The organism is Actinobacillus indolicus (genome assembly GCF_004519515.1).
GTDB lineage: Bacteria > Pseudomonadota > Gammaproteobacteria > Enterobacterales > Pasteurellaceae > Glaesserella > Glaesserella indolica_A.
In genome coordinates this window covers 1,381,577-1,404,075 of sequence record NZ_CP038145.1, presented here as the reverse complement: position 1 = coordinate 1,404,075, position 22,499 = coordinate 1,381,577, and the positions used below count along the sequence as shown (strand labels likewise).

General features: G+C 40.2%; 19 protein-coding genes. 2 read left to right on the top strand and 17 right to left on the bottom strand.

Annotation, left to right across the window (positions count from 1 at the left end):
- Window positions 1-88: 88 nt before the first annotated feature.
- The 16 genes from EXH44_RS06975 to EXH44_RS06900 form a co-directional block, all read right to left on the bottom strand.
- Window positions 89-1,135 (bottom strand): extracellular solute-binding protein, encoded by a 1,047-nt coding sequence (locus EXH44_RS06975; RefSeq protein ID WP_162856822.1) that lies wholly within the window; start codon window positions 1,133-1,135, stop codon window positions 89-91.
- A 196-nt stretch (window positions 1,136-1,331) separates the two neighbouring features.
- Window positions 1,332-1,955, bottom strand: a complete 624-nt coding sequence (locus tag EXH44_RS06970) for an HI_0552 family protein (RefSeq protein WP_162856820.1) — start codon at window positions 1,953-1,955, stop codon at window positions 1,332-1,334.
- Window positions 1,956-2,056: 101 nt separating this feature from the next.
- A complete protein-coding gene (gene purL, locus EXH44_RS06965; RefSeq protein WP_162856818.1) occupies window positions 2,057-5,953 on the bottom strand; it encodes a phosphoribosylformylglycinamidine synthase in 3,897 nt (1,298 codons plus the stop codon).
- 153 nt (window positions 5,954-6,106) lie between these two features.
- Window positions 6,107-8,173, bottom strand: coding sequence for a TonB-dependent receptor domain-containing protein (locus EXH44_RS06960; protein ID WP_162856816.1), 2,067 nt, complete (start codon window positions 8,171-8,173; stop codon window positions 6,107-6,109).
- A 784-nt stretch (window positions 8,174-8,957) separates the two neighbouring features.
- Window positions 8,958-9,794, bottom strand: coding sequence for a PTS mannose transporter subunit IID (locus EXH44_RS06955; protein ID WP_162856815.1), 837 nt, complete (start codon window positions 9,792-9,794; stop codon window positions 8,958-8,960).
- 12 nt (window positions 9,795-9,806) lie between these two features.
- On the bottom strand, window positions 9,807-10,607 hold the full coding sequence (locus EXH44_RS06950) for a PTS mannose/fructose/sorbose transporter subunit IIC (protein WP_005821257.1): 801 nt from the start codon (window positions 10,605-10,607) through the stop codon (window positions 9,807-9,809).
- A gap of 10 nt (window positions 10,608-10,617) precedes the next feature.
- Window positions 10,618-11,598 carry a PTS mannose transporter subunit IIAB gene (gene manX, locus EXH44_RS06945; RefSeq protein WP_162856813.1) on the bottom strand — a complete coding sequence of 327 codons (981 nt, stop codon included), beginning with the start codon at window positions 11,596-11,598 and terminating at the stop codon, window positions 10,618-10,620.
- A gap of 220 nt (window positions 11,599-11,818) precedes the next feature.
- Complete coding sequence (gene phoR, locus EXH44_RS06940; protein ID WP_162856811.1) at window positions 11,819-13,096, bottom strand: phosphate regulon sensor histidine kinase PhoR; 1,278 nt, start codon at window positions 13,094-13,096, stop codon at window positions 11,819-11,821.
- 2 nt (window positions 13,097-13,098) lie between these two features.
- The gene (gene phoB / locus EXH44_RS06935) at window positions 13,099-13,737 is read right to left on the bottom strand and encodes a phosphate regulon transcriptional regulator PhoB (RefSeq protein WP_425266862.1); all 639 of its coding nucleotides are present in this window, start codon (window positions 13,735-13,737) and stop codon (window positions 13,099-13,101) included.
- Window positions 13,738-14,098: 361 nt separating this feature from the next.
- On the bottom strand, window positions 14,099-15,235 hold the full coding sequence (locus tag EXH44_RS06930) for an IS1595 family transposase (RefSeq protein WP_162856809.1): 1,137 nt from the start codon (window positions 15,233-15,235) through the stop codon (window positions 14,099-14,101).
- Window positions 15,236-15,637: 402 nt separating this feature from the next.
- Window positions 15,638-16,804 carry a YadA-like family protein gene (locus tag EXH44_RS06925; RefSeq protein WP_162856808.1) on the bottom strand — a complete coding sequence of 389 codons (1,167 nt, stop codon included), beginning with the start codon at window positions 16,802-16,804 and terminating at the stop codon, window positions 15,638-15,640.
- Window positions 16,805-17,334: 530 nt separating this feature from the next.
- Window positions 17,335-18,210, bottom strand: a complete 876-nt coding sequence (locus EXH44_RS06920; RefSeq protein WP_078255065.1) for an SDR family oxidoreductase — start codon at window positions 18,208-18,210, stop codon at window positions 17,335-17,337.
- A gap of 70 nt (window positions 18,211-18,280) precedes the next feature.
- Complete coding sequence (locus EXH44_RS06915; RefSeq protein WP_244238759.1) at window positions 18,281-18,982, bottom strand: IS3 family transposase; 702 nt, start codon at window positions 18,980-18,982, stop codon at window positions 18,281-18,283.
- 121 nt (window positions 18,983-19,103) lie between these two features.
- Window positions 19,104-19,427 (bottom strand): transposase, encoded by a 324-nt coding sequence (locus tag EXH44_RS06910; protein WP_078254176.1) that lies wholly within the window; start codon window positions 19,425-19,427, stop codon window positions 19,104-19,106.
- Window positions 19,428-19,477: 50 nt separating this feature from the next.
- A complete protein-coding gene (locus EXH44_RS06905; protein WP_162856807.1) occupies window positions 19,478-20,002 on the bottom strand; it encodes a tetratricopeptide repeat protein in 525 nt (174 codons plus the stop codon).
- 2 nt (window positions 20,003-20,004) lie between these two features.
- On the bottom strand, window positions 20,005-20,301 hold the full coding sequence (locus EXH44_RS06900) for a helix-turn-helix domain-containing protein (RefSeq protein ID WP_244238715.1): 297 nt from the start codon (window positions 20,299-20,301) through the stop codon (window positions 20,005-20,007).
- Window positions 20,302-20,430: 129 nt separating this feature from the next.
- On the opposite strand from EXH44_RS06900, the gene EXH44_RS06895 reads away from it, so the two are divergent.
- Together EXH44_RS06895 and EXH44_RS06890 are read left to right on the top strand one after the other, a co-directional pair.
- Window positions 20,431-21,471 carry an IS1595 family transposase gene (locus tag EXH44_RS06895; RefSeq protein WP_162856806.1) on the top strand — a complete coding sequence of 347 codons (1,041 nt, stop codon included), beginning with the start codon at window positions 20,431-20,433 and terminating at the stop codon, window positions 21,469-21,471.
- Window positions 21,471-21,914, top strand: a complete 444-nt coding sequence (locus EXH44_RS06890) for a hypothetical protein (RefSeq protein WP_015939981.1) — start codon at window positions 21,471-21,473, stop codon at window positions 21,912-21,914. Before EXH44_RS06895 ends, EXH44_RS06890 begins: the two co-directional genes overlap by 1 nt.
- Here the strand turns inward: EXH44_RS06890 and EXH44_RS06885 are convergent.
- Window positions 21,898-22,443 (bottom strand): hypothetical protein, encoded by a 546-nt coding sequence (locus EXH44_RS06885; protein WP_162856804.1) that lies wholly within the window; start codon window positions 22,441-22,443, stop codon window positions 21,898-21,900. The genes EXH44_RS06890 and EXH44_RS06885 overlap by 17 nt on opposite strands.
- Between the last annotated feature and the right edge of the window lie 56 nt (window positions 22,444-22,499).

The window sequence follows — 22,499 nt, the reverse complement described above, 5'->3', positions numbered from 1 at the left end:
GCCTAATAAAAATTTGCAAAAAAATTAAAAAATCTTACCGCTTGTAAAATAAAAATGGCATAAATCTTCATTTATGCCATGGTTTAACTTATTTCGCTGTTTTTAATTCTTGGTAATACTTTTCATAAAGTTCAACGGCATCACCAACATCGAGTTGCCAAGGGCTTTTTTCGATCACCTCAGAGCGAATAAAGACCGCAGGATCATCGACTAAATCTTTTGGTAATTGTGCCAATGCCACTTTATTTGCTGTTGGATAACTAATCACTTCAGTCAATTTTGCCGCCACAGGTGCAGAAAGCATATAGTTAATCAGCTTGTAAGCCCCTTCCGGATTTTGTGATGTGACTGGAATTGCTAAGTTATCAATCCAAAGCGGTGTACCTTCTTTCGGATATACCATATTGATTTTCGCCCCTTCATTTTTCGCAATGCGAACAGAGCCGTTCCAAAGTGTTCCCACTTCGACTTCGCCTGAAATAAACGAACTTGACGGATTATCGGAATTAAACGCCAACACATTCGGGCGTAACTTCAATAACTCTTCATAAGCCGCTTTCAAAATCGCAGGATCTTGCGTGTTCGGATCTTGCCCCATTTTTAACAATGCAATGTTAAAGGCTTCACGTGGATCATCTAACAACTGCAATTTATCTTTAAACTCAGGCTTCCATAAATCTGCCCACGACTGAAAATTCGCAGGATCTTGGGTTTCAGTATTATATGCAATCCCCGTTGCACCAAAGAGCTGTGGTACAGAGTACTTGTTACCTTTATCAAAAGGACGATCGAGCATTTGTGGATCTAACTCACTTAATACAGGCAGTTTGCTGTGGTCTAACTCTTTTAACATCCCTTCACGCGCCATTTTTGAGACAAAATAGCTTGTTGGCGCAATCACATCATAACTTTGGTTCTTACCCATTGTTTTTAGCTTGGCATACATTGTTTCGTTCGATTCAAGGCTGGAAACAATTACCTTAATCCCCGTTTGCTTGGTAAAATCATCGAGCAAACCTTCAGGTACATATTCAGACCAAGTATAGAGGTAAACTGTATCGCCTTCTTTTGCCATTACTGAATGACTTGCAAAAGCCAGAGTTGCTGCAGATAAAACCACCGCCCATTTTTTCATATTTTTGTTCTCCAAATGTAAAGAGAAATCGTCCTTTTATATCGACCAATGTCGTATAAAAACTTACCCATTCAGGCGATGCGGATTGTAGGCTAATTGGGGGGGAATGCAAGAAAATTTAGTGGTAATAAGGACAAATTACAAGCGGTAGGATCTGTTGGATAATTTACAAATATGACCGCTTGATTGTTAAATCTTAATTTGTAGAATGACAAGCCTCATAAAGTGGTAATAATTCTCGAATAGTCTGGCAAATAAATTCAACTACGTCTATGTTATCTAATTTTTCTTTCTCTATATTTTTCCCAATACAGAAAAAGTCCTCTTCATTTTCTAAAATAAGTGAATCTAAAGAAATCGCTTTTACTTTAGGAAAATCAGCATATTCACTTTCCGTTCCTCGCCAAATATTAAAATCGCTATATTTTTCTTTATCTAAAAGCGATAGCCATTGATTATATTGGTTAACATTAATTTGTGAGCGATCTGCTCTGTAACAATGCCAATCTAAGCTAACGGATAAACGTCGACGATTTAAGATCACAGATAAAATGGCAGCCGAATTTTGATGAAATTCATATTTATAATAAGCAAAGAAATGCGCCCGAACTTGCCAACCATTACACCATTTTTCAATATGTGGTTCAGCAAATGGAAAACCTAATTTCTGATAAACATCAAGGTTTAGTTTTTTCCATATTTCCCAATGTTTTTTATACTCAGATTTAATCTGAGGAATATCTTCAGGACAATATTTCTTCATCTGAGAAAATTGAAAGAAAGGAATATCAAAGAGTGAGCAGGATTCTGATGTGAGCATATAAAGCGTGTATCTAGATAAATCAATAGATAATAATTATAGCGAGGTGATATTAAAATGGCATAGTTTTTACCTATGCCATTTTATTTTTTTATTTAGTATTACTTCAACGCCACCCTTGCATTCCTAAAAATCCGCATCCACGCCCCGTCTTCCGTCCAGTCTTCCGGATACCAAGAGTTGCTCACTGTTCGGTAAACACGTTCAGGGTGTGGCATCATAATGGCAACACGCCCGTCCACGTTAGAAATGGCGGTAATACCGTTTACCGAGCCGTTCGGGTTGGCCGGGTAAACCTCGGTCGGGTTGCCATTGTAGTCGATATATTGAGCGATAACCAAGTTCTGTTTTTGTAAATTTTCAAGCTGATCTGACCGCTTAAATTCCACCTGCCCTTCGCCGTGGGAAACGGCAATCGGCATATGCGAGCCAGCCATTCCGCTGAACCAGAGTGAGTTGGTGTCGTTGATTTTTACCAGTCCCACACGGGCTTCAAAGCGTTCGGATTTGTTACGCACGAAGCGTGGCCAGTTCTCTGTACCTGGAATGATTTCCGCCAAGTTTGAAACCATTTGACAACCGTTACATACACCTAATACAAGGGTGTTCGGGTTGGCGAAGAATTGGCTGAATTGATCACGCAACATTGGATTGAATAGGATCGATTTCGCCCAGCCGCCGCCTGCACCAAGTACATCGCCGTAAGAGAAGCCTCCGCACGCCACTAGAGCATTGAAGTCGGCGAGATTACGTCTGCCAGCCATTAAGTCGCTCATATGCACATCAATCGCATTGAAGCCTGCACGGTCGAAGGCGGCTGCCATTTCGTAATGGCTGTTTACGCCTTGTTCACGCAAGATTGCTACGGTCGGTTTGACACCACGGTTGATAAACGGTGCGGCAATATCTTCATTGACATCATAGGTTAAGAATGCAGATAAGCCTTTGTTATTTGGGTCTTTTTTGGTTTCAAATTCTTGATCAGCACATTCAGTGTTGTCACGCAAACGTTGCATTTGGTGCGTAAGTTCCGCCCAAATTCCACGCAATTCAGAGCGTTTTTCGCTGAGTAATTTGCGTGTGCCACTGGTGATTTCAAACAGATCGCCTTCCGTTGCCGAGCCGATGTCTTTGGTGATGTGTAACAAGTTGTGGGCTTTCAATACATCACGCACCGCATTTAAGTCGCTCTCTTTGATTTGAATAACGGCACCGAGTTCTTCGTTGAATAACACGGCTAAATCGTTGTCGCCTAATGCGGTAATGTGAGCCGATACACCACAGTTTCCAGCAAACGCCATTTCCGCAAGGGTAGTGATTAAACCACCGTCTGAACGGTCGTGGTAAGCGAGTAATTTATCATCAGCCACTAAGACTTGCATTGCGTTGAAGAAGTTTTTCAAGGTTTCCACATTTACTACGTCAGCTGGTTTGTCGCCAAGTTGTTTGTAAACCTGTGCTAACGCCGTTGCACCTAAGCGGTTTTTGCCTTCGCCTAAATCGAGTAACAATAAGCGTGTTGCACCTTTATCGGTACGAAGTTGTGGGGTAACGGTTTTACGCACATCTTCCACACGTGCGAAAGCCGAAATGACGAGAGAAAGTGGAGCGGTAACCGCTTTTTGCTCGCCGTTCTCTTCCCAAGTGGTACGCATTGACATTGAGTCCTTGCCTACTGGAATGGTAATGCCGAGTGCAGGGCAAAGCTCTTCGCCCACCGCTTTCACCGCTTCATATAATCCTGCGTCCTCGCCTGCGTGACCTGCTGCTGACATCCAGTTTGCCGAGAGTTTAATGCGTTTAATATCGCCAATATTGGTTGCCGCAATGTTGGTAATGCTTTCCGCCACCGCCAAGCGAGCAGATGCTCCGAAGTCAAGCAAGGCAACCGGCGCACGTTCGCCCATTGCCATTGCTTCGCCGTGATAGCTGTCTAAACTTGCGGTGGTTACGGCACAATCGGCAACAGGAATTTGCCACGGGCCGACCATCTGATCACGAGCCACCATCGCCGTGACCGAGCGGTCGCCGATGGTAATTAAGAAGGTTTTTTCCGCCACCACAGGCAAGCGTAACACTCGGTGGAAGGCTTCTTTAAGCTGAATGTCTTCCTGTGCAAGCGGTGGGTTTTGAACAGTTTTTGACGAAACCTGACGGTGCATTTTCGGGGTTTTGCCGAGTAGCACGTTCATCGGTAAATCAATCGGATTGTTGTCAAAATGATCATCGTGCAGGGTTAAATGTTTCTCTTCCGTCGCTTCGCCGATCACTGCATAAGGCGCACGCTCACGTTGGCAAAGTGCTTCAAATAATGGTAATTTGTCGGCTGCAACCGCTAATACATAACGCTCTTGCGACTCGTTACACCAAATTTCAAGCGGTGACATTCCTTTTTCATCACACAAAATTTTGCGTAAATCGAACTTACCACCACGATCGCCGTCGTGAACTAACTCCGGCATTGCGTTCGATAAACCGCCTGCGCCCACATCGTGAATAAATAAAATCGGGTTTTCATCACCTAACTGCCAGCAACGGTCGATCACTTCTTGGCAACGGCGTTCCATTTCTGGATTTTCACGCTGAACGGAAGCAAAATCTAAATCTTCTTTAGATTTTCCTGACGCCATTGAAGACGCCGCACCGCCGCCTAAACCGATATTCATCGCAGGGCCGCCAAGCACAATTAACTTCGCCCCAACAGGAATTTCGCCTTTTTGAACATGTTCGGCACGAATATTACCGATACCGCCGGCGAGCATAATCGGTTTGTGATAACCACGCACTTCTTCACCGCCAAAGCTGTTTACTTTTTCTTCATAAGTACGGAAATAGCCAAGCAACGCAGGACGACCAAATTCGTTGTTAAACGCCGCCCCACCAAGCGGGCCTTCGATCATAATATCTAACGCAGAAGCAATACGGTTTGGCTTAGAAAGCGGATTTTCCCACGGCTGTTCAAAGTTTGGGATCACTAAGTTAGACACCGAGAAGCCTGTCAAACCTGCTTTGGGTTTTGCACCACGCCCTGTCGCCCCTTCATCACGGATTTCACCGCCTGAGCCTGTCGCTGCCCCTGGGAATGGCGAAATAGCTGTTGGGTGGTTGTGGGTTTCTACTTTCATTAAAATATGGGCATCTTCTTGATGATAGCGATATTGCCCGTCCTGGTCTGGGAAGAAGCGACCTACGGTTGAACCTTCCATTACCGCCGCATTATCTTTATAGGCTGAAAGCACATAATCCGGGGTTTTCTCGAAGGTGTTTTTAATCATTTTGAACAGCGATTTGTCTTGTTTTTCGCCATCAATCGTCCAGTCTGCGTTGAAAATTTTGTGGCGGCAATGCTCTGAGTTCGCCTGTGCGAACATATAAAGCTCAATGTCGTGCGGATTGCGGTTTAACGCCGTAAAATTTTCCACCAAATAATCAATTTCATCTTCTGCTAACGCCAAACCTAACTCCACGTTTGCCACTTCTAAGGCTTTGCGACCACCGCTTAAAATATCTACGGTCGTAAACGGCTTTGGCTCGTGTTGGGCGAACAGTTGGCTCGCTTGGTTTTCATCGGTTAAAACAGTTTCTAACATACGGTCGTGCAACAAGCCTTTTAGGGTTGCTAACTCTGTTTCATTCAACGCTTGTTCAAATTCAAAATAGTACGCCAAACCACGCTCAATACGGTTTACCGCTTCTAGTCCACAGTTATGGGCAATATCTGTCGCTTTTGACGACCACGAAGAGATCGTGCCAACTCGAGGAGTTACAATCAAACAAAAGCCCGTTGGCTCGTGTTCCGCAAGGGTTGGACCATAGTGCAACAGCTCTTGGATTTTTTGTGTTTCATCCGCTACAAGCGGTCGGTTTAGCTCAACAAAATGCAAATACTCGGCATAGACCGATTTAACAGGCAGTTGATGTTGCTCGAATTTTTGTTGAAGTTGGTTTAAACGAAAGTCAGATAAGGCAGGTGAGCCACGAAAGGTTTGTACAGTCATTGGGCGGTTCCGTTAATGATAGAAAACAAAATTAAGGGCATTATAACGGATTGCGCAAACGTTTGCTATAAGTAAAAAGACGATCAAAAAGGATAAAAATAACGCCCGATAAATCGAGCGTTATTGATAAGGGTGAACATTAAATTGAAAAAATTAGAAGGTGTAGTTAACTGCTACACGGTATTCACGACCAACACCAGGAAGAGTACTACGTTGCCAATGTGGAATATAGCTCTTGTTACCAATGTTATTAATCGCAAAGTTTAGGTTCATTTTATCTGTACCTAGTGGTTTCCAGTTTACTGTTAAGTCAGTAATACCGTAGCCAGCTTTACCTGTTGTGCTTGGGGTAACCACCGCATTAGCTAAAATGAAAGTATCTTTGGCATCTAAGCCTTCAACTTGACGATGATGAACTGCAACTTCAACATTTGGTTGCTCGAAACGATAGCCTAAAGTTCCTGTCCAAGTACGGCCTGTACGAACAGCGTATTCAGGATTTGCGCTTAAGTTATCGCCATAGAATCTAGGTTTGCTATACGCCACGCCTAAACGGCCAAAGAAGCCGTTATAATTTACAAATGTCGCTAGCTCGTAACCGCTATTTTTGATTTTTCCGGCATTAATAATGTCAGAGGCACATTGAAGATTAGTTCCATCACATAAATGATTGTTACGCCCTGTTGATGTGCCTAATGCATCTTTAATATTTTGCCAGAAGTAGCTACCTTCTACACCCCAAACGCCATTATCATAGTTGAAGCCAATCTCTGTATTACGTGCTTTTTCGGCTTTGGTACCGTTTGCAATAGATACGACACCACGAGCGCCGTGAGCCATTAATGCATCATGCATACGAGGGCTACGGGTTGCATAGTTATGGCTTGCGCTCAAGGTCAGGTTATCAATTGGTTGATAAATCAAACCAACACTTGGATTTACTGCACCATCACTGACTTTTTTGCCGTCCATTGCTTTAAATTGGAAGTGATCGTAACGAACACCCGTTGTTAAAACGACATCTTTAATGAAGGTAATCGCTTCTGCATAAACACCGACATCACGTTTTTCTTGATTTACCACACCCGCACGCAAAATTTTGTTTGGTTTGACTTCTTGTTCACGATAATTTACACCGTATTTTAATAGCACATTTTCGTGTAATTCAGAGTCGAAGTTAATATTTGCGCCAACGGTTTCTACTTTAGTTTTGGTTGAACCTTGATTGCGAGTACCGCCCGCATAACCATTTTTCGAATCGTCAGCAGACCAACGACCGTGTTCTAAAAGATAGACATTAGCTGTTACTTCTTTCACAAATCCTAAATCTTTACCTGTCCACTCCAAGTTGGTATTGGTTACGGTCATTTTACGTTCTGAAGGTGCTTGGCGAGCATCTGTTAAACGGCTACCTGCGGAATTATCTACAGAAAACTCTTCACGAACTGTACGATCACCTTTGTATTGATCTTTTAAATGGCTTAATACAAAACGATGATTTCCTACGTTAGCCCCAACTTTGAATAAATAGCTGAGTTTGTCTAAAGCACTGTATGGCACACGACTTGAGCCATCTTTACCATTTTTATAATTTTTACCGCCTTTGTAGTCATCTTCATTTACGCCGTTTACCGCAGCAACAAAGTCAAAGGTATCATTTTTACCAAAGGTAGATAAACCATAGTTATAACCATCATTACTGTTATAACCCGCATTGACTTTTGCGCCAAAATTTTTGTTACTACTGTTTTTGAGTAAATCTTCAGCATCAATCGTTTTAGCCACAATCGCACCGTTTGTTTGGCCGATACCGGCAGAAGCACTCCCCGCCCCTTTTTGTACCGAAACAATTTTTACCAATGCAGGATCAAGCATATGACGGCCTTGGTGATAGTGAATTTGGCTGTCTGAATAGGCATTATCCACTTTCACATCAACCGAATTTTGCCCCATACCACGAACATATAAGTATTGAGAAGTTCCGTTACCACCACCTAAACCAATCGCAGGCTCATTTTTGAGTAATCCACGCAAATCTGTTTCAACACTTTCGTCTTTTTTCTGTGTCGTCACAACATTACTTTTTACCTTTAAGCCTTGATGCTCAGTAACATTAATGGTATCAAGAGCCATAGTTTCGTTATTTTCTGCGAATGCTGAACCTGCATACAATGCACCCAACACCATAGCGGATACAGGGAGTAGTTTGAATTTTTTCATATGTTTTTCTTCCTTAGATAAATACTTCTCATACATGTTTATTTTGAAAACAATTCTCAATAACAAACATGTAAAATATTTACATACCAAAAGGAAATTGTCAATTATTCTCATTATTATTTTTTCATTGTAAGATTCTTGTAAAATCTTACCGCTTGTTATTCAATCAGTTTGATCTACATCAATTGATAAAGCATTTTTTATTCAAAGATGATAAAGTTTTTGTAGAATTGACTTTTTTGATAATTATTTCAAGTATTAAAATAAATTGCTTTTTATTCGGAGAGCAATTATGAGTCTATTTCAACAAACAACCAGATCCTGAGATTCCATTGAATCAACCATTTCGTTAATTAGAAACCATTATCTAAATAATCTGCACACTAAGGAGTGGGGCTTGCTCTCAACTGATTTGTGTGCAGATTTTTTTTATAGCTATATACTCCATCTATCAAGCAACAAGTCATTAATACTATACGGAATATCAACAAAACCATTCTTTAGTTATTCGCTTTCTTTATGATTTCCTACTAATGAATAGAGCAATAAGAAACTAACTTACTATCAATACTTAAAGGGGATTATTTTAAAAGGTGGGTTTTAACAAGATTTGCTATTAGTATATCTACTGAATATAGTCCTATTAACAATCTCGTTTTCTAAAAAGTTATATCTTGTTTTTTATCTATTAATCCAAGCTATTATCACTCTGGAACTTTCTTATAAGTATAAAAAAGCCCTAAATCATGATGATTTAAGGCCTTTCTCTACTTAACAAACTAGACTATGTCAAAATACCCGTCCACGCACCGAAGATACCGATAACGAAGAAGCCGATGATAATCCAAAGTGCATTCACACGGTTACGTAATAACCACATACATGCAAAGGTTAAGAGTAACGGTAATAAACCTGGCATTAAGCTATCTAAGATAGATTGAACGGTGGTAATTTCCGTTGTGCCGTCTTGTTTTTGAATGGTAGAAACCACAAGCGGTACATTAATGCTTGTCCATTTCTGAACCAACGCTCCCATAATAAACAAGCCGAGAATTGACGCACCTTCGGTTAATTTTTGTAATAAACCGCCACTCATATCTTGTACAACGTTTAAGCCTTTTTTGTAGCCGTAAACCACGCCGTAGTAACGGGTTGCTAAACGCACAAGGTTAAATAATACGAAGAACAGTAATGGACCTAATAAGCTACCTGTTAAGGCAACGCCTGCACCTAATGCTGCGAATACTGGGCGTGCTGTTCCCCAATAAATCGGGTCACCCACACCAGCAAGAGGCCCCATCAAACCAACTTTGATCCCGTTGATTGCCGCATCATCAATAGGTTTGCCATTCGCACGTTCTTCTTCCATTGCGATGGTTACCCCTAATACAGGAGCCGCTACGAATGGTTGAGTATTGAAGAACTCAAGGTGACGTTTGATCGCATCTTTACGCTCTTGTGAGTTTGGATCCGGATATAAACGTTTGATGACCGGTACCATTGAGTAGGCAAAACCTAACGCCTGCATACGCTCGAAGTTCCAAGAACCTTGGAAGAGATTAGAACGGCGTACCACCGCATTCAAATCGCTCTGTGTTACTTTTTTGATTTCAGTTGTCATAGTCTTACTTCCTTAGTCTAATCTGTTATCAAGGTCGTTATTTGTTGCTTGCACTTGCACCACTTGTTTACTTTGGTTGTATTTCGGGTGAAGTTGGATATAAATAATCGCTGTGATAGTACCTAAAACCCCTAATGCTACAAGGTTGAAATCGGTAAATGCTGCAATCACAAAACCCGCATAGAAAAATGGCATTAAGTGACCTGCACGCATCATATTGATAACCATCGCATAACCTACAACCGCAATAAAGCCACCGGCAATTTTAAGACCTGTTGTTACAACTGGTGGAATGGCTGCTAACATAGATTGAACAGTATCCGTACCAGCTGTCATCGCAACGATTAACGCTGGGATTGCAATACGCATTGCTTGAAGTAATAACGCTGAACGGTGAATCCAATCCAGTTTATTTAAATCGCCAGTTTCAACGGCTTTGTCTGCTGCGTGTTGGAAACCAACTGTAATCGCACGTACAACGTAAGTTAAAACTTGACCTGCCGCAGCAAGTGGAATAGCTAGCGCAATCGCAGTTGGAATATCTTGTCCACCCACGATAACTAAGATGGTTGAAACTACTGACGCTAATGCCGCATCTGGTGCTAATGCCGCACCGATATTCATCCAACCTAACGCCAATAATTCTAATGAACCACCAACAATGATCCCCGTTTTCATATCGCCTAATACGATACCGATTAAGGTACAAGCAATTAACGGACGGTGAGTTTGCCACTCATCAAGGATTGATCCCATACCTGAAATACAGGCAACAAGGAATACTAAGATAATTTGTAATGTAGAAATTTCCATAATAATTTCCTTAGATTAAGTTATTTTTCTTGAGTAAATCCATCATATATTGACGGCTATCGTTCGATACTTTACGCACATCAAGCTCAATGCCCTTCGCATCTAACGCCTTGAATGCCTCAATATCTTTATCATCAACAGCAACGGCGCTGGTAATCATTTTCTTACCATCACGATACGCCATACCACCGATATTGATCGATTTGAACTCAACGCCTGCTTCCATTAAACGAACCACATCTGTCGGGTTAGTGAAAAGTAACATCATGCGTTCGTTCGCATATTCAGGGTTGTTGTAAACACGGATCATTTTATCCACAGGCACAACGTGAGCCGTTACTCCTGGTGGTGCAACACTTTTCAGCATCGTTGAACGCACGCTGTCTTTTGCCACATCATCGTTTACCACCACAATACGGCTAACACGGCTCTCTTTCGTCCAACGAGTCGCCACTTGACCGTGAATTAAACGGTCGTCAATACGCGCCAGACCAATCACTAAGTTACCTTCTTGATTGACTTGAGCTACTTGTGATTGTGCGGGTGCTTGAGCAGCAGGTGCTGGTTGTGCCGCTGGTGTTTCTTCTTTTTCTTGATAGCGTAACGCACGTACGCCTAAACGTCCTGTTTCAAGAGCGACTTCCACTAATTCTGATAAAGATGGACCATCATCACGAGCCATAAAGGTTTCAACAAGCATCGGCACGTTTACACCTGTGACGATGTCCATATTGTCTTTACCTTCAGATACACGGTTTGCCGCATTAAACGGACTACCGCCCCAAGTATCAACAAGGAATAGCACCTGATCGCAATGTGCGAGTTCATTCGCTAATTTCTCTTGATATTTACCCATAATAGTTTCGGCATTTTCACCTGGCACAAAGTCGATAGTGGCTACATCGCTTTGTTCCCCGATTAACATCTCTGTGGTTTTGAGAAGCTGTTCTGCGGCGACACCGTGGGTTGCTATGATAATAGCAATACTCATTGGTTGCTCCTTATGTGAGGAATTTATAGAAACGGATGAATTTATTATCAATAAATTAAATTTTTCGGAGTGAATTCTAAAGAAAGGGGATGTTTGAGCAACCTAATTTAATCAAAAACGTGATCTACATCTCATTTTATTCAAATTCTTGTTCTATTTTTAAACTTATTTTTTTCTTTAAATAAAATAATTAACCAAAATATAACAAAAGTCTCCTATTTTAGGAGACAAGACGGTCCTGTTTAATCACAAAACGGAAGCAGCTTCCTTTCCCTACTTCACTTTGAATTTCGAGAAAACTACCATGTTGCTCAAGAGCGTGTTTTACGATCGCAAGACCTAGACCGCTTCCCCCTGTTTGATTACTACGAGACTCATCAACACGATAAAAACGCTCAGTTAAATGTGGAATATGTTGAGGAGCAATACCCTTTCCATTATCGCAGACAATAAATTCCGCACCTTGCTCGCAATATTGCCAACGAACGGTAATCAAAGCATCTTGCCCAGCATGTTTTATCGCATTGTAAATTAAGTTCGACACAGCACTTTGTAGTTGGTTTTCATCACCAAATACCTTGATATTTGGGGTAATTTCAAATTGAATTTGTTGCTCGTTCGTTAAGACCATCGTACTTCGCTGAATAGACTCAAGCATCTCTGACATGTCGACATCGATGTGATCTTCACCCGTCGATCCTTCAATTTTGGCCAATAGGTTAAGTTGTTGCAACAAATTCGCCATTCGCTGACTCTGTTCCGACATCGATTTAATGGCTTTTTCCTGAAAAGGATCTAAATCTGAGCCGCTTTGTAACAACTCAAGATACCCTTGCAATACTGTCAACGGTGTTCTCAACTCATGATTCATATTGCTTAAAAAGGTTTGACGAGAATGAAGCAAACGAATCATTTGTGTCACATCACGTACAATCAACAAATTTAGCTCCTCATCATAAGGCGTAATATTAATTTCTAAATAACGTTGATTATGCGTTAATTGTACTAAAGGACGCTTATGATGAGATTGACGCATATAATTTTTAAACTCATCATAAAAAATGACGTTATAGATATTTTTATGGAGTTTTTTATCCCAATAAAAATCTAAGATTTGTTGTGCCATGTTATTACACCAATAAATATCCCCATTATGTTGCAAAATAAGGATACCATCGGGTAAATACTGCACGTCTTTGTTTAATTTTGATAGTAAACGCAAAGTTTTAATCTTCTCTTTTCGATCTCGTTTTTTATAGTAAGCGACGGTTTGGGAAACATACTCCCAAGCACTACGTGCTTTTTTTGTTCCATCTCGTTCAGGTTCAAGAAGTTTTAGTAAGCTATTTTCGTTGTAGTGATGCCAAATCAATAAAACGACCAAACTACAGATGAACCAAAATCCAAAATCTTTAGCAAATAAACTAAAAAAGAATGAGACAGAAACCGCAATGACAATTTCCACAATAAAGTGGGTCAGCGAGAGATTTAGCTTCATTATCACTCCTGAAAATGGTTTGAAAATCGATAACCAGACCCACGTACTGTTTGAACATAACGATCAAATTGATAAGGCTCCAAGTTTTTGCGTAAACGACGAATATAGGAATCCACGGTTCTATCTTCTACATAAATGTCATTACCCCAGATAAAATCGAGCAACTGCTCACGGGTATAAACCTTTTCAGGATGTGTCATAAAAAAGTGAAGAAGTTTATATTCTGTCGCACTTAGATTAATTTCAGTTTGTTGGAAATAGACTCGTTGAGCTTGTTGATCAAGCTGTAAATCGTCAATGTTGATAATATGATTAGATTCATAACTGCGACGCCAAACGGCCTCAATACGAGCAAGCAGTACTTTGGGCGAAAACGGCTTTGAAATATAATCATCTGCGCCTTCATTTAAACAGGTAATGCAATCTTCTTCGGCACTACGTGCCGTGAGCATAATAATGGGAATCTTCGCTGTCTCTTCTTGTTTTTTTAGATATTGAATAAATTGAATCCCAGATCGCCCTGGTAGCATCCAATCCAGTAAAATTAACTTTGGTTTTTCTGCCAGCTTATTTACCGCACTTTGATAGTCCTCTGCTTCGAGAACATGATAATTATGTTGCATTAAAAAAAGGGCAATCATCTCTCGAATTGCCCGTTCATCTTCAACCACTAAAACCGTTTCGCCCATACAGTCTCCTTATTTTCTTTATGACAAGGAAGGACGTTTCAAGCGGTAAGATTATCTTTATTTTTTGCAAAAAACCGGTATTATGTAGCAGTTGCACAAAACCCAAAACGCAATCTTAACCGCAATAAAATTTACGATGCTCTTAACTCCAGAAACAGGGTTAAGGGCATTTCTTTTACCTAATTCTAGCTGATTTTCTCACTGATTACACAACATTTCCTTATTATAGACGTAACTCACCCGCTCAACCTTGTTTTAGGTAAGCTTTTCAAACGTATTTTATGCTGTTTAATGAAAAAATGCCCGTGATGAACTACGCTGCAAGTAAACGTTCTTCGTAAGCCATACGTTCGTTTAATGCTTTAAAATAGCTTTGAGAAATTTCTTCAGGGCTAAATGCGGTCATACCAATAAGCTCTTGCGTGCGATGATTCCCTTGCCAATAACCCACCCATTCCCTTAATGGTAACACCCATAAGCAACGTTTCAGAACATCATTAAACAGCTCACCGTTAGACTTCTGACGATTGTCTGACATATATCCCACTTGATTTGCATAATGTAGGACATACTTGTTATCGCACTTGTGATGTACGCCACGATGTAAATCTCGAAAGCGGGCATTAAAGGATTCAGCGAGATTGTTGTTGATACCTTTCGCACTGTAACATTCTTTATGATTAACACTCCAACGTGAGTAATGAAAATCTAAGTCATAATACGCCCCATTTTCATCACACATAATGTCGCTACCTTGTTTCACGAATCGGTGATTTAATGCCAAAATTGTTTTGGCATTTTCAGTATAGTCCATAGCGACAATCGTTCTATTTGAACCCCATAATGTTTCATCATTAGATGCCCGTTGATTTAAGCTGATGATACAACGTTTAGTCGGTCTGAATTTTGGAAATTTTCGTCCTTGTTTGTCGGCTTTTTGTTGCTGTTTATAGCGATTTTTAGCGAAGTTAGTGTTGCGTAATGTAAAATTAACCCAAGCACCATCTTCGTGGATTTCACCTTGCAAGGGGCTTAAATCACGGGTTTTAAATAGCACTTCACGCAATTTATGACAAAGGACAAAAGCGGTCTTATAGTTCACATTCAAATGACGACTCATTGTTATTGCCGAAATTCCTTTGACTTCATTCACAAAGAGCGAAATAGCTAACAAAATATCGACTAAGGGCAATTTATGAAAAGCAAATGCCGTGTTCGTCGTAATATAGAAGTTTCGTTTGCAATGTTTACACGTCCAACGTTTACGAGATTGAAGAAAATAAGCATGGTGGCGTATGCCACAAAACGGGCAACAAACATCATTGATATCATCGGGATTGCCCCAACGATGGGCTTTTAACATCTGAAAGGCTTGTTCGTCGGTTAAACGACAAATTTGTTTAATTGAAAGCTGTTTGGATTGGGATGAAAGTAAGTAATGTTGAGCCATAAAGTGTTCCTTGTTATCACAAGGACTTCAAAGCGAGTAATCATCTTGTTTCAGGCACGCTAAATCGCCCATTTAGATAACCTAAATCGGCTCAAAGCGTGATAAATGTGCTTTGAATTCCTGTAGTACAAGAGACTCACGTCAATCTCTTTAAGCTCATTGGCTTACTTATCTGATGGCTCATGAGAGCAATCAAATACGCATTATCCGCATATTATAGAAATAATACATTTTCTCATTTGAGTGCATTACTCAAATGGGACAGTGCGATAATAAAAAAATTATGGGAATATCGTCAATAGGGGATAGGTATTTTTGATAAAAAAAGACGGCTTATTGCTAAGCCGTCAAAAATGATGAACCAAATATTATTTTTATTATGAACCAAATTTTTCTACAGAATTACCATTGATATCCAATGCCTGTTCCAATAGTAAAGTCGCCTCTTGTATTTGCACTTGAATTAAGTTTAAAGACTAACTTCCCATTATCACTTGCTCTTGAATAACCAACAGCAATCGCATTTTCATTTTTATAGTGTCCTGTTGCAGCAGACACCATTGATTTCCCATGAATATAAACCTGTGGTAATGATGCAGTCGCAACTGCTCCCGCAATACCCGCACGTGCGTCTTTATTCACACGATCGATTTTACCATCAAGGTTATCAACACGACGATTTAGGCTTTGTACGTTATCACCAAGTTGTGCAATGTTATTCGCATTGTTAATCACTTGTTGATTCGTTGCATACAATTGCGAACCATTCACCGCATCGGTTGATGTTGGGCTGATTTCCGCAGGGGCAACGTTCGTCACTTTCTTACCGCCCGCATTTACGCCTGCGGTAGAGATTGATACATTGCCAGTAGTGACAGAATTTACTTTCACATCATCTGCCAATTTCACTTGTGTTGCACCTGTTGAGGTTGTCACCGTACTGATGTTTTTGTTGTCGCCAGTTACAGTAAGTGTGTCGCCAAGTTTATGCTCTACCACTTTGCCATCGTCTGTTGCGACTTTGATACCGCCCTTAACCGCTAGGTCATAATTAACTGCACCTGTCGTTGCATTTACAACCGATTTCACCACTGAAATTGTGCCATCAGTTGAGGTGACGGTTGAGTGACTGTTATCCACGTAGTCTTTATTTACAGCGTCACCCGCTTCAACTGGACTTGCCACGTTGGTAATGCGATTACCTTCCATATTCACAATGCCGTCACCAAGCGAAACTTTGGTATCACCATTTGCAATAGATGTAATGTTGGTTAAATCACCTGTCGCAGACACCGTGTAGATAGATTGACCGTTAGCACCTTTTTCTTCCGACACTTTTGTGACGATCCACTCACAGCACACCTTTACATCTTTCCGATTCATGCAATAAACTTCACTCAATCTTTCGTCCATGCGGGAAAGTGTATCTCCGTCTTTTTCGCATAAATCATAGTTCAGATGTGTACGCTCTGTATCAATATTTTTGTTGGAATGGTTTTCTGTTTTTCGGTCTAAGTGAATTGACAAGCCTTGCATATTTCCTTTAGTGAATTTCTGAACGTGCGCCATCTCGTACACCTCCATTTGAGAAGAGAATAACACATCAGGCGAGAGGAGCCAAAACCATTTGGTATAACACGGTATACCAGAATTCTTCTGGACGTGCTCTGCGAGGCGAAAAGCAAGGGAGCAAAAACCGCTCCCCCAAATTCAAAAGCAAAAGAAAAGATCATGGGCTTTGCCCAAACCCACGAGGGAAAAGTTTCCCCTCGACCCCCTCCAAAAAGCTCCCCCAACCCCCTCACTTTTTGAGGGGGCTCCCTCGCCGGTTGGCAGGTCAAAAGGTGTTGCCTTTTGACGAGCCAAGAGGGTTCGGGTGTAGCAAAATTGTCAACTCCTTAAATTCCTTTCGCTGTCGCTTCAGTCAGACATTTACCGTTGACAATTGCCACGTATTTTCTTCTGCAGAAAGTTTCACTTTTAGCCGAAGAAAATAAAAAGAGGTGGCAAATTTGCCACCTCTTAAAAATTTTCTGATCTTCAACAATCGCGCCCATTTGCGGAATACTTAAAAATAATCTCAATACTTTTTTGTTCTTCTATTCCTCGATTATTCCATATCCTTCTGGTGCAGGAATCCCATGTTCCGCAGAACGACTAACTGATTCCCACTCTTTCCATGTAAATATACGTTTTTCTGTATTTTCAACAGCTAAATCATAAACAAGGCTTCCCAGAATCAATCGGAGAGGCGGATTCTCACTATTAACCAGTTTCATTATAGCTTCGGCAGCCAACTTAGGATCACTATCAACCGATTCGGTTGAATTTTGTTGAGCCAACTTCTCACGTAATGAATCATACTCTTTTTTCTGTAGGGTAAAACTCATTTTTAAGTATAAATTCGTCCAGTAACCTCCGGGTTCTACAATAGATACCTTTACACCAAAATGTGCGGCCTCTTGTGCTAAAGCCTCGCTAAATCCTTCTAAAGCAAATTTACTAGCACTATAGATTCCAGACATTGGACCAGTAATCAGTCCTCCAATACTAGATATCTGTATAATATGACCTGATCCTTGCGTCCGCAAGTACGGCATAACTGCTTGACTAACCCATACTGCACCGAAGAAATTAGGTTCCATTTGACTTCTAACTTCATCTTCACTAAATTCTTCAATCATTCCCATTACCATGTTTCCTGCATTGTTAATGACAATATCGAGCCTTCCAAAATGTTTAATGGCAGTTTCCACTGTAGCCGAAACAGCACTTCTATCAGTAACATCAAGACTTAAAGGAAGTAACATTCCTTCAAACTGGTATTTTAACTCATTCAGTTTTTCAATATTTCTAGCAACACCAACAACCTTATCACCTGATTCTAATGCTTTTTTAGTGAATTCGTATCCTAGCCCACTGCTCGCCCCAGTAATAAACCATACTCGTGTATTTTGTACGTTACTAAATGTCATAAATAATTTCCTCCATTAATCATGTAATATTTAGGTAGCATTTTATACCTAATATATTTGTAGTGGTCAACTAATTCAACAGTCCCTGATAAGTTGATTTTGCTGTAACTGGTGCCAGACCTTGATTGTATTGATGTGGACGAATGTGGTTATAATACATCACATAGTCTTTGACATCCTTCATTGCACTTTCAACATCACGATAACCGCCTTTTGGCATCCACTCATGTTTAAAACTACGAAACCATCGCTCCATTGGGGCATTATCCCAACAATTACCTCGGCGACTCATGCTTTGGACTAGCTTGTGTCTGTTTACACAAGCTGTAAACTTGTCACTGCCATAAATACTGCCTTGATCGGAGTGAAAGATCATGTTTGGTGTGTGTTTGATGTTTAGCATGGCATGGTTTAATGCATCAATCACTAAATTTGCATCATGATGATTACTAAGCTTCCAACCCACCACTTGACGATTGGATAAATTAATAACCACTGCCAAATAATGCCACACGCCTTTAACCTTCAGATAGGTTGTATCACCACAAAGCACCGTTATATGAGGCTTAGGACTAAACTGTCGCGCCAGAATATTATCAAATATTTGGCCATTGTCTTTGTCTTGATAACGCCATTTTTGCGGTTGTTTGCTAAATAAGCCTTGCTGCTTCATAAGCTTACGCACTAAATACAAGCCAACTGTGATACCTTTTGCTTGCAATCGTGCTTTGATACTGCGTTTACCTGCCGAGCCTCTGCTTTCGTCAAAAATGGCTTTTATGTGAGTGGCGATACCAACATGCTTAGCTGGTTTATTAGCCTGTTGAACTGGGCATAGTAAGCACTTTCACTGACGCCAAATAACTTACATAAACGCTTGATGCCATGCGATTTTAATGTCTTGATTGCTTGGTATTTTTGCTCTCGAGAGATATTAAAATCGCTGTAGCCTTTTTTAGAATCAGCTTGTCCTCTTCTAGTACTCTGATTCTATCTTCTAGCTCACGAATACGTTGTTGATCAGGACTGATTGGTTTTGAGCCTGCAAGTACATAGCCTTGATGTTCTGCTTTGACTTGGCTTAACCAGCGTCTAAATGATGTTTCACCAACATCCAATTCCTGACAAGCCTGGGATATGCTGTAGCCTTTGTCTGTGACTAATTTTACCGCTTCTAATTTAAACTCTGCACTAAAGCTTCGTCTTGGTCGTCTCATGGTTTATCCTCATTTTTATGATATTGTACCACTTATTGAGGACTGCGGGATTAGTGTACCACTACAAGATTCCAACCTGTTGCATAATCTCCGATAAGCAATAAAAGCATCGCTTTATTTATCGTAGCAATAGCATATTCTTGAGGAAAAGGCTCAAGATATTTCATAGCATCATTGCAATCTCTTAAAGCAAGATTAAATAACCCGAGTAATGTTGCATTACCACTTCTTAAAGCAAAATTAATAGGATCTAACCTTTCTTTTAAGAATGTCTTATCATTTATTAGAATATCAAAGAAAATCTTATAATAATGAGTATGCTTTTCGCCTTGATATTTCTCTTCAAATTCGGTTTGAGTTAATAATGGAACATAATCTTGATTATAATATTCAAGTTCTTTTTTCTCTAAATAAGCAGAAATGCGATTATCATACTTAGCTAAGGCATTACAACCTAATTCTTGAAATAGTAAAGCTCTTTGGCGATAAATTTGAGGATCTTGTGAATTAAAGGATAAAGAGCGATCAATTTCTACTAAGCTTTTTAGTTTATCTAAAAGTAATATATTTTTCATAACTATGGTTGGAGCTCATCTAAAATAACATTGCAAGTTGATTGAATGATTCTCTTACCTGATTGAGTTGTTGCTCGATATTTCTCTAATAAGCTTAATTCATCAGCATTGATAGTTGATTTACCTATAAGACTCATAAACATCTCGCCTTGACCTAGTATGAGCCAATTTAAACTAACTCCCAATGTATTAGCTATTTTTATAGCTGCATCAATACTTAATTCTCTTTCTGCTCTTAAATAACTTTGTACAGAGCGGTAAGGGATTTCTGTTTGGTCTGAGAAGGCTTTAATTGTCATATTTGACACTTCGAGCAGATGATTTAAACGTTTTATTATGCACATTATAACATACTCTATTGACTTTTGTTGCACTTTATGACATAATCCAAATATAATATATGCACAGTATAACATAAGAGTAAATAAATGGCATCTCACTTCCTATTAACCAACAAAGCCCGCACGCTTTCGCCTATTAAGATAGCTACGCTATCTGATGATAAGGCGTTTTCGTTGTTGTGCGAATTAAGGTGGGGGAGTGAAACAGTTGTTACCTGTCCGAAATGTGGTTGTCGTCATCAGGCATATTTTATTGCCTCTCGCAAGCAGTGGCGTTGCAAAGTGAATAGTTGTCGGCATACCTTTTCGGTAACATCTGGCACAATCTTTGCAAATCACAAGTTGCCTATCCAAACCTACTTATATGCCATCGCCTTATTTGTGAATGCGGTTAAAGGGATTTCTGCGTTACAAATGGCACGGGATTTAAACATTGAGTATAAAAGTGCTTATGTGTTACTACATAAGATTCGTAAAGCTCTACTTGAGCAACGAGAATTTGCCACCTTTTCAGGCGAAGTCGATATAGATGGCACATATATTCACCCTGCACCTCGTAAAGCAAATAAGAAGATTGACCGTATAGATTACCGTTTAAAGGAAAATCAAAATCCCGACAAACGTTGTATTTTAGTTGCTCGTGAGCATTATACCGCAGAAGAAAAGGCGAAAAACCCATTATATCGTGGGGCAAAAAGTACGCAGGTTGCCGTTACGTTCGGGGAAACACAATCGACAGTCAAACGCTTTGCGGACAAATTTGTTGAGCGAGGCACACGTATCAATACCGATGAAAGTCATGCGTATGATGTGCTTATGCCATTTTACGATTTATGCACGGTAAATCACAAGGAAGAATATCGTAGTGATTTAGGGGTCACAAACAATCAGGCGGAAAGTTATTTTGCCCGATTCAAACGGATGTACTACGGACAAATGCATAAGATGAGCAACGCCTATTTACTCAATTATGCAAATGAAGTGGCTTACCGTGAAGATAATCGTCGGGTATCAAATGGTTCACAGTTCCGTGACATTTTAGAAAAGTGCCTTACCACACACAATGAAACCGAATGGAATCATTATTGGCAACGTGAAACTGTATATCAAGAGGTGATTTTTCACTAATGGCAAAACAAGTGTATTTAAACCAAATTGAGAAAAAACTGACCGAGTTACAACGAGAACGAAAACAAGTATTACAACACTTAGTCTTGGTGGATGAAAAGATTGCAACACTTCATCAAGCCATTGACATTATGCAAGCCAAATCCCGTTTGGAAGAACATAATACGCCCTTATACTGTTATCGCACATATAAACCTCGTTTTAAGCTCAAACTGCGGACAACCTTGCTCAGCATACTAAAAGCCGAGCCAAATCGTTATTTTGGTGTGACTGAACTTACCTTTCTGCTATTAAAAGCCGATAACCAACCTGAATCGGCTTTCACGGAAGGGCATACTGTATCGGTACGAGGCGCATTAAAGCATTGGTTAGAAAAAGGTATGGTAGAGCGAGAGCAACGCACAACAATTCATGTCCGTTGGAAGTTTAAGCGTCCATCGTAACTTTATACGCCCCCATATTGATTAACCAACGAGACTCGTTTGTTTTCCTCCAATCATCTTCCACAAGTTGATTTAATACCGATTCGGGCACATCGTTATCCCCTTCACGAAAAACTAATCCCCGTTGATGTAATTTGCGTAAAGCATAGTATAAACTGGTGTGAAAGCTATGATGTGGAAAATCAAGCCTTACTTTTACCCCATCCTTTTCTAACATCTTATCTAAAATGAAATCTATCGTCAGCCACCGTGTTTGATTTTCCCTTAGCACTTCCCCTAATAACTGCATATAATTGCGTTTGAAAGGGTACATAATGTTTTCATACAAAATATCAACCGTAGGACTTTCTGAGCCAAACCAGTTTTGTTTTGATTCTAGGTAAACAATGGTCTGTTTTAGGGCGTAGATTATCTTCTTGTTTTCAGATAATTGGGTTTTAAGTTCTACATTTTGACGATTAAGGGCTTCTATCTCATCGCTGAGATAGTCATAACACATGGCTCTGCGTTTTTCTTTTGCTTTACTCATAAAAAAATCCTGATAAAGTAGAATGATTTATCAGGATTTTAATTTATCAAGCGGAT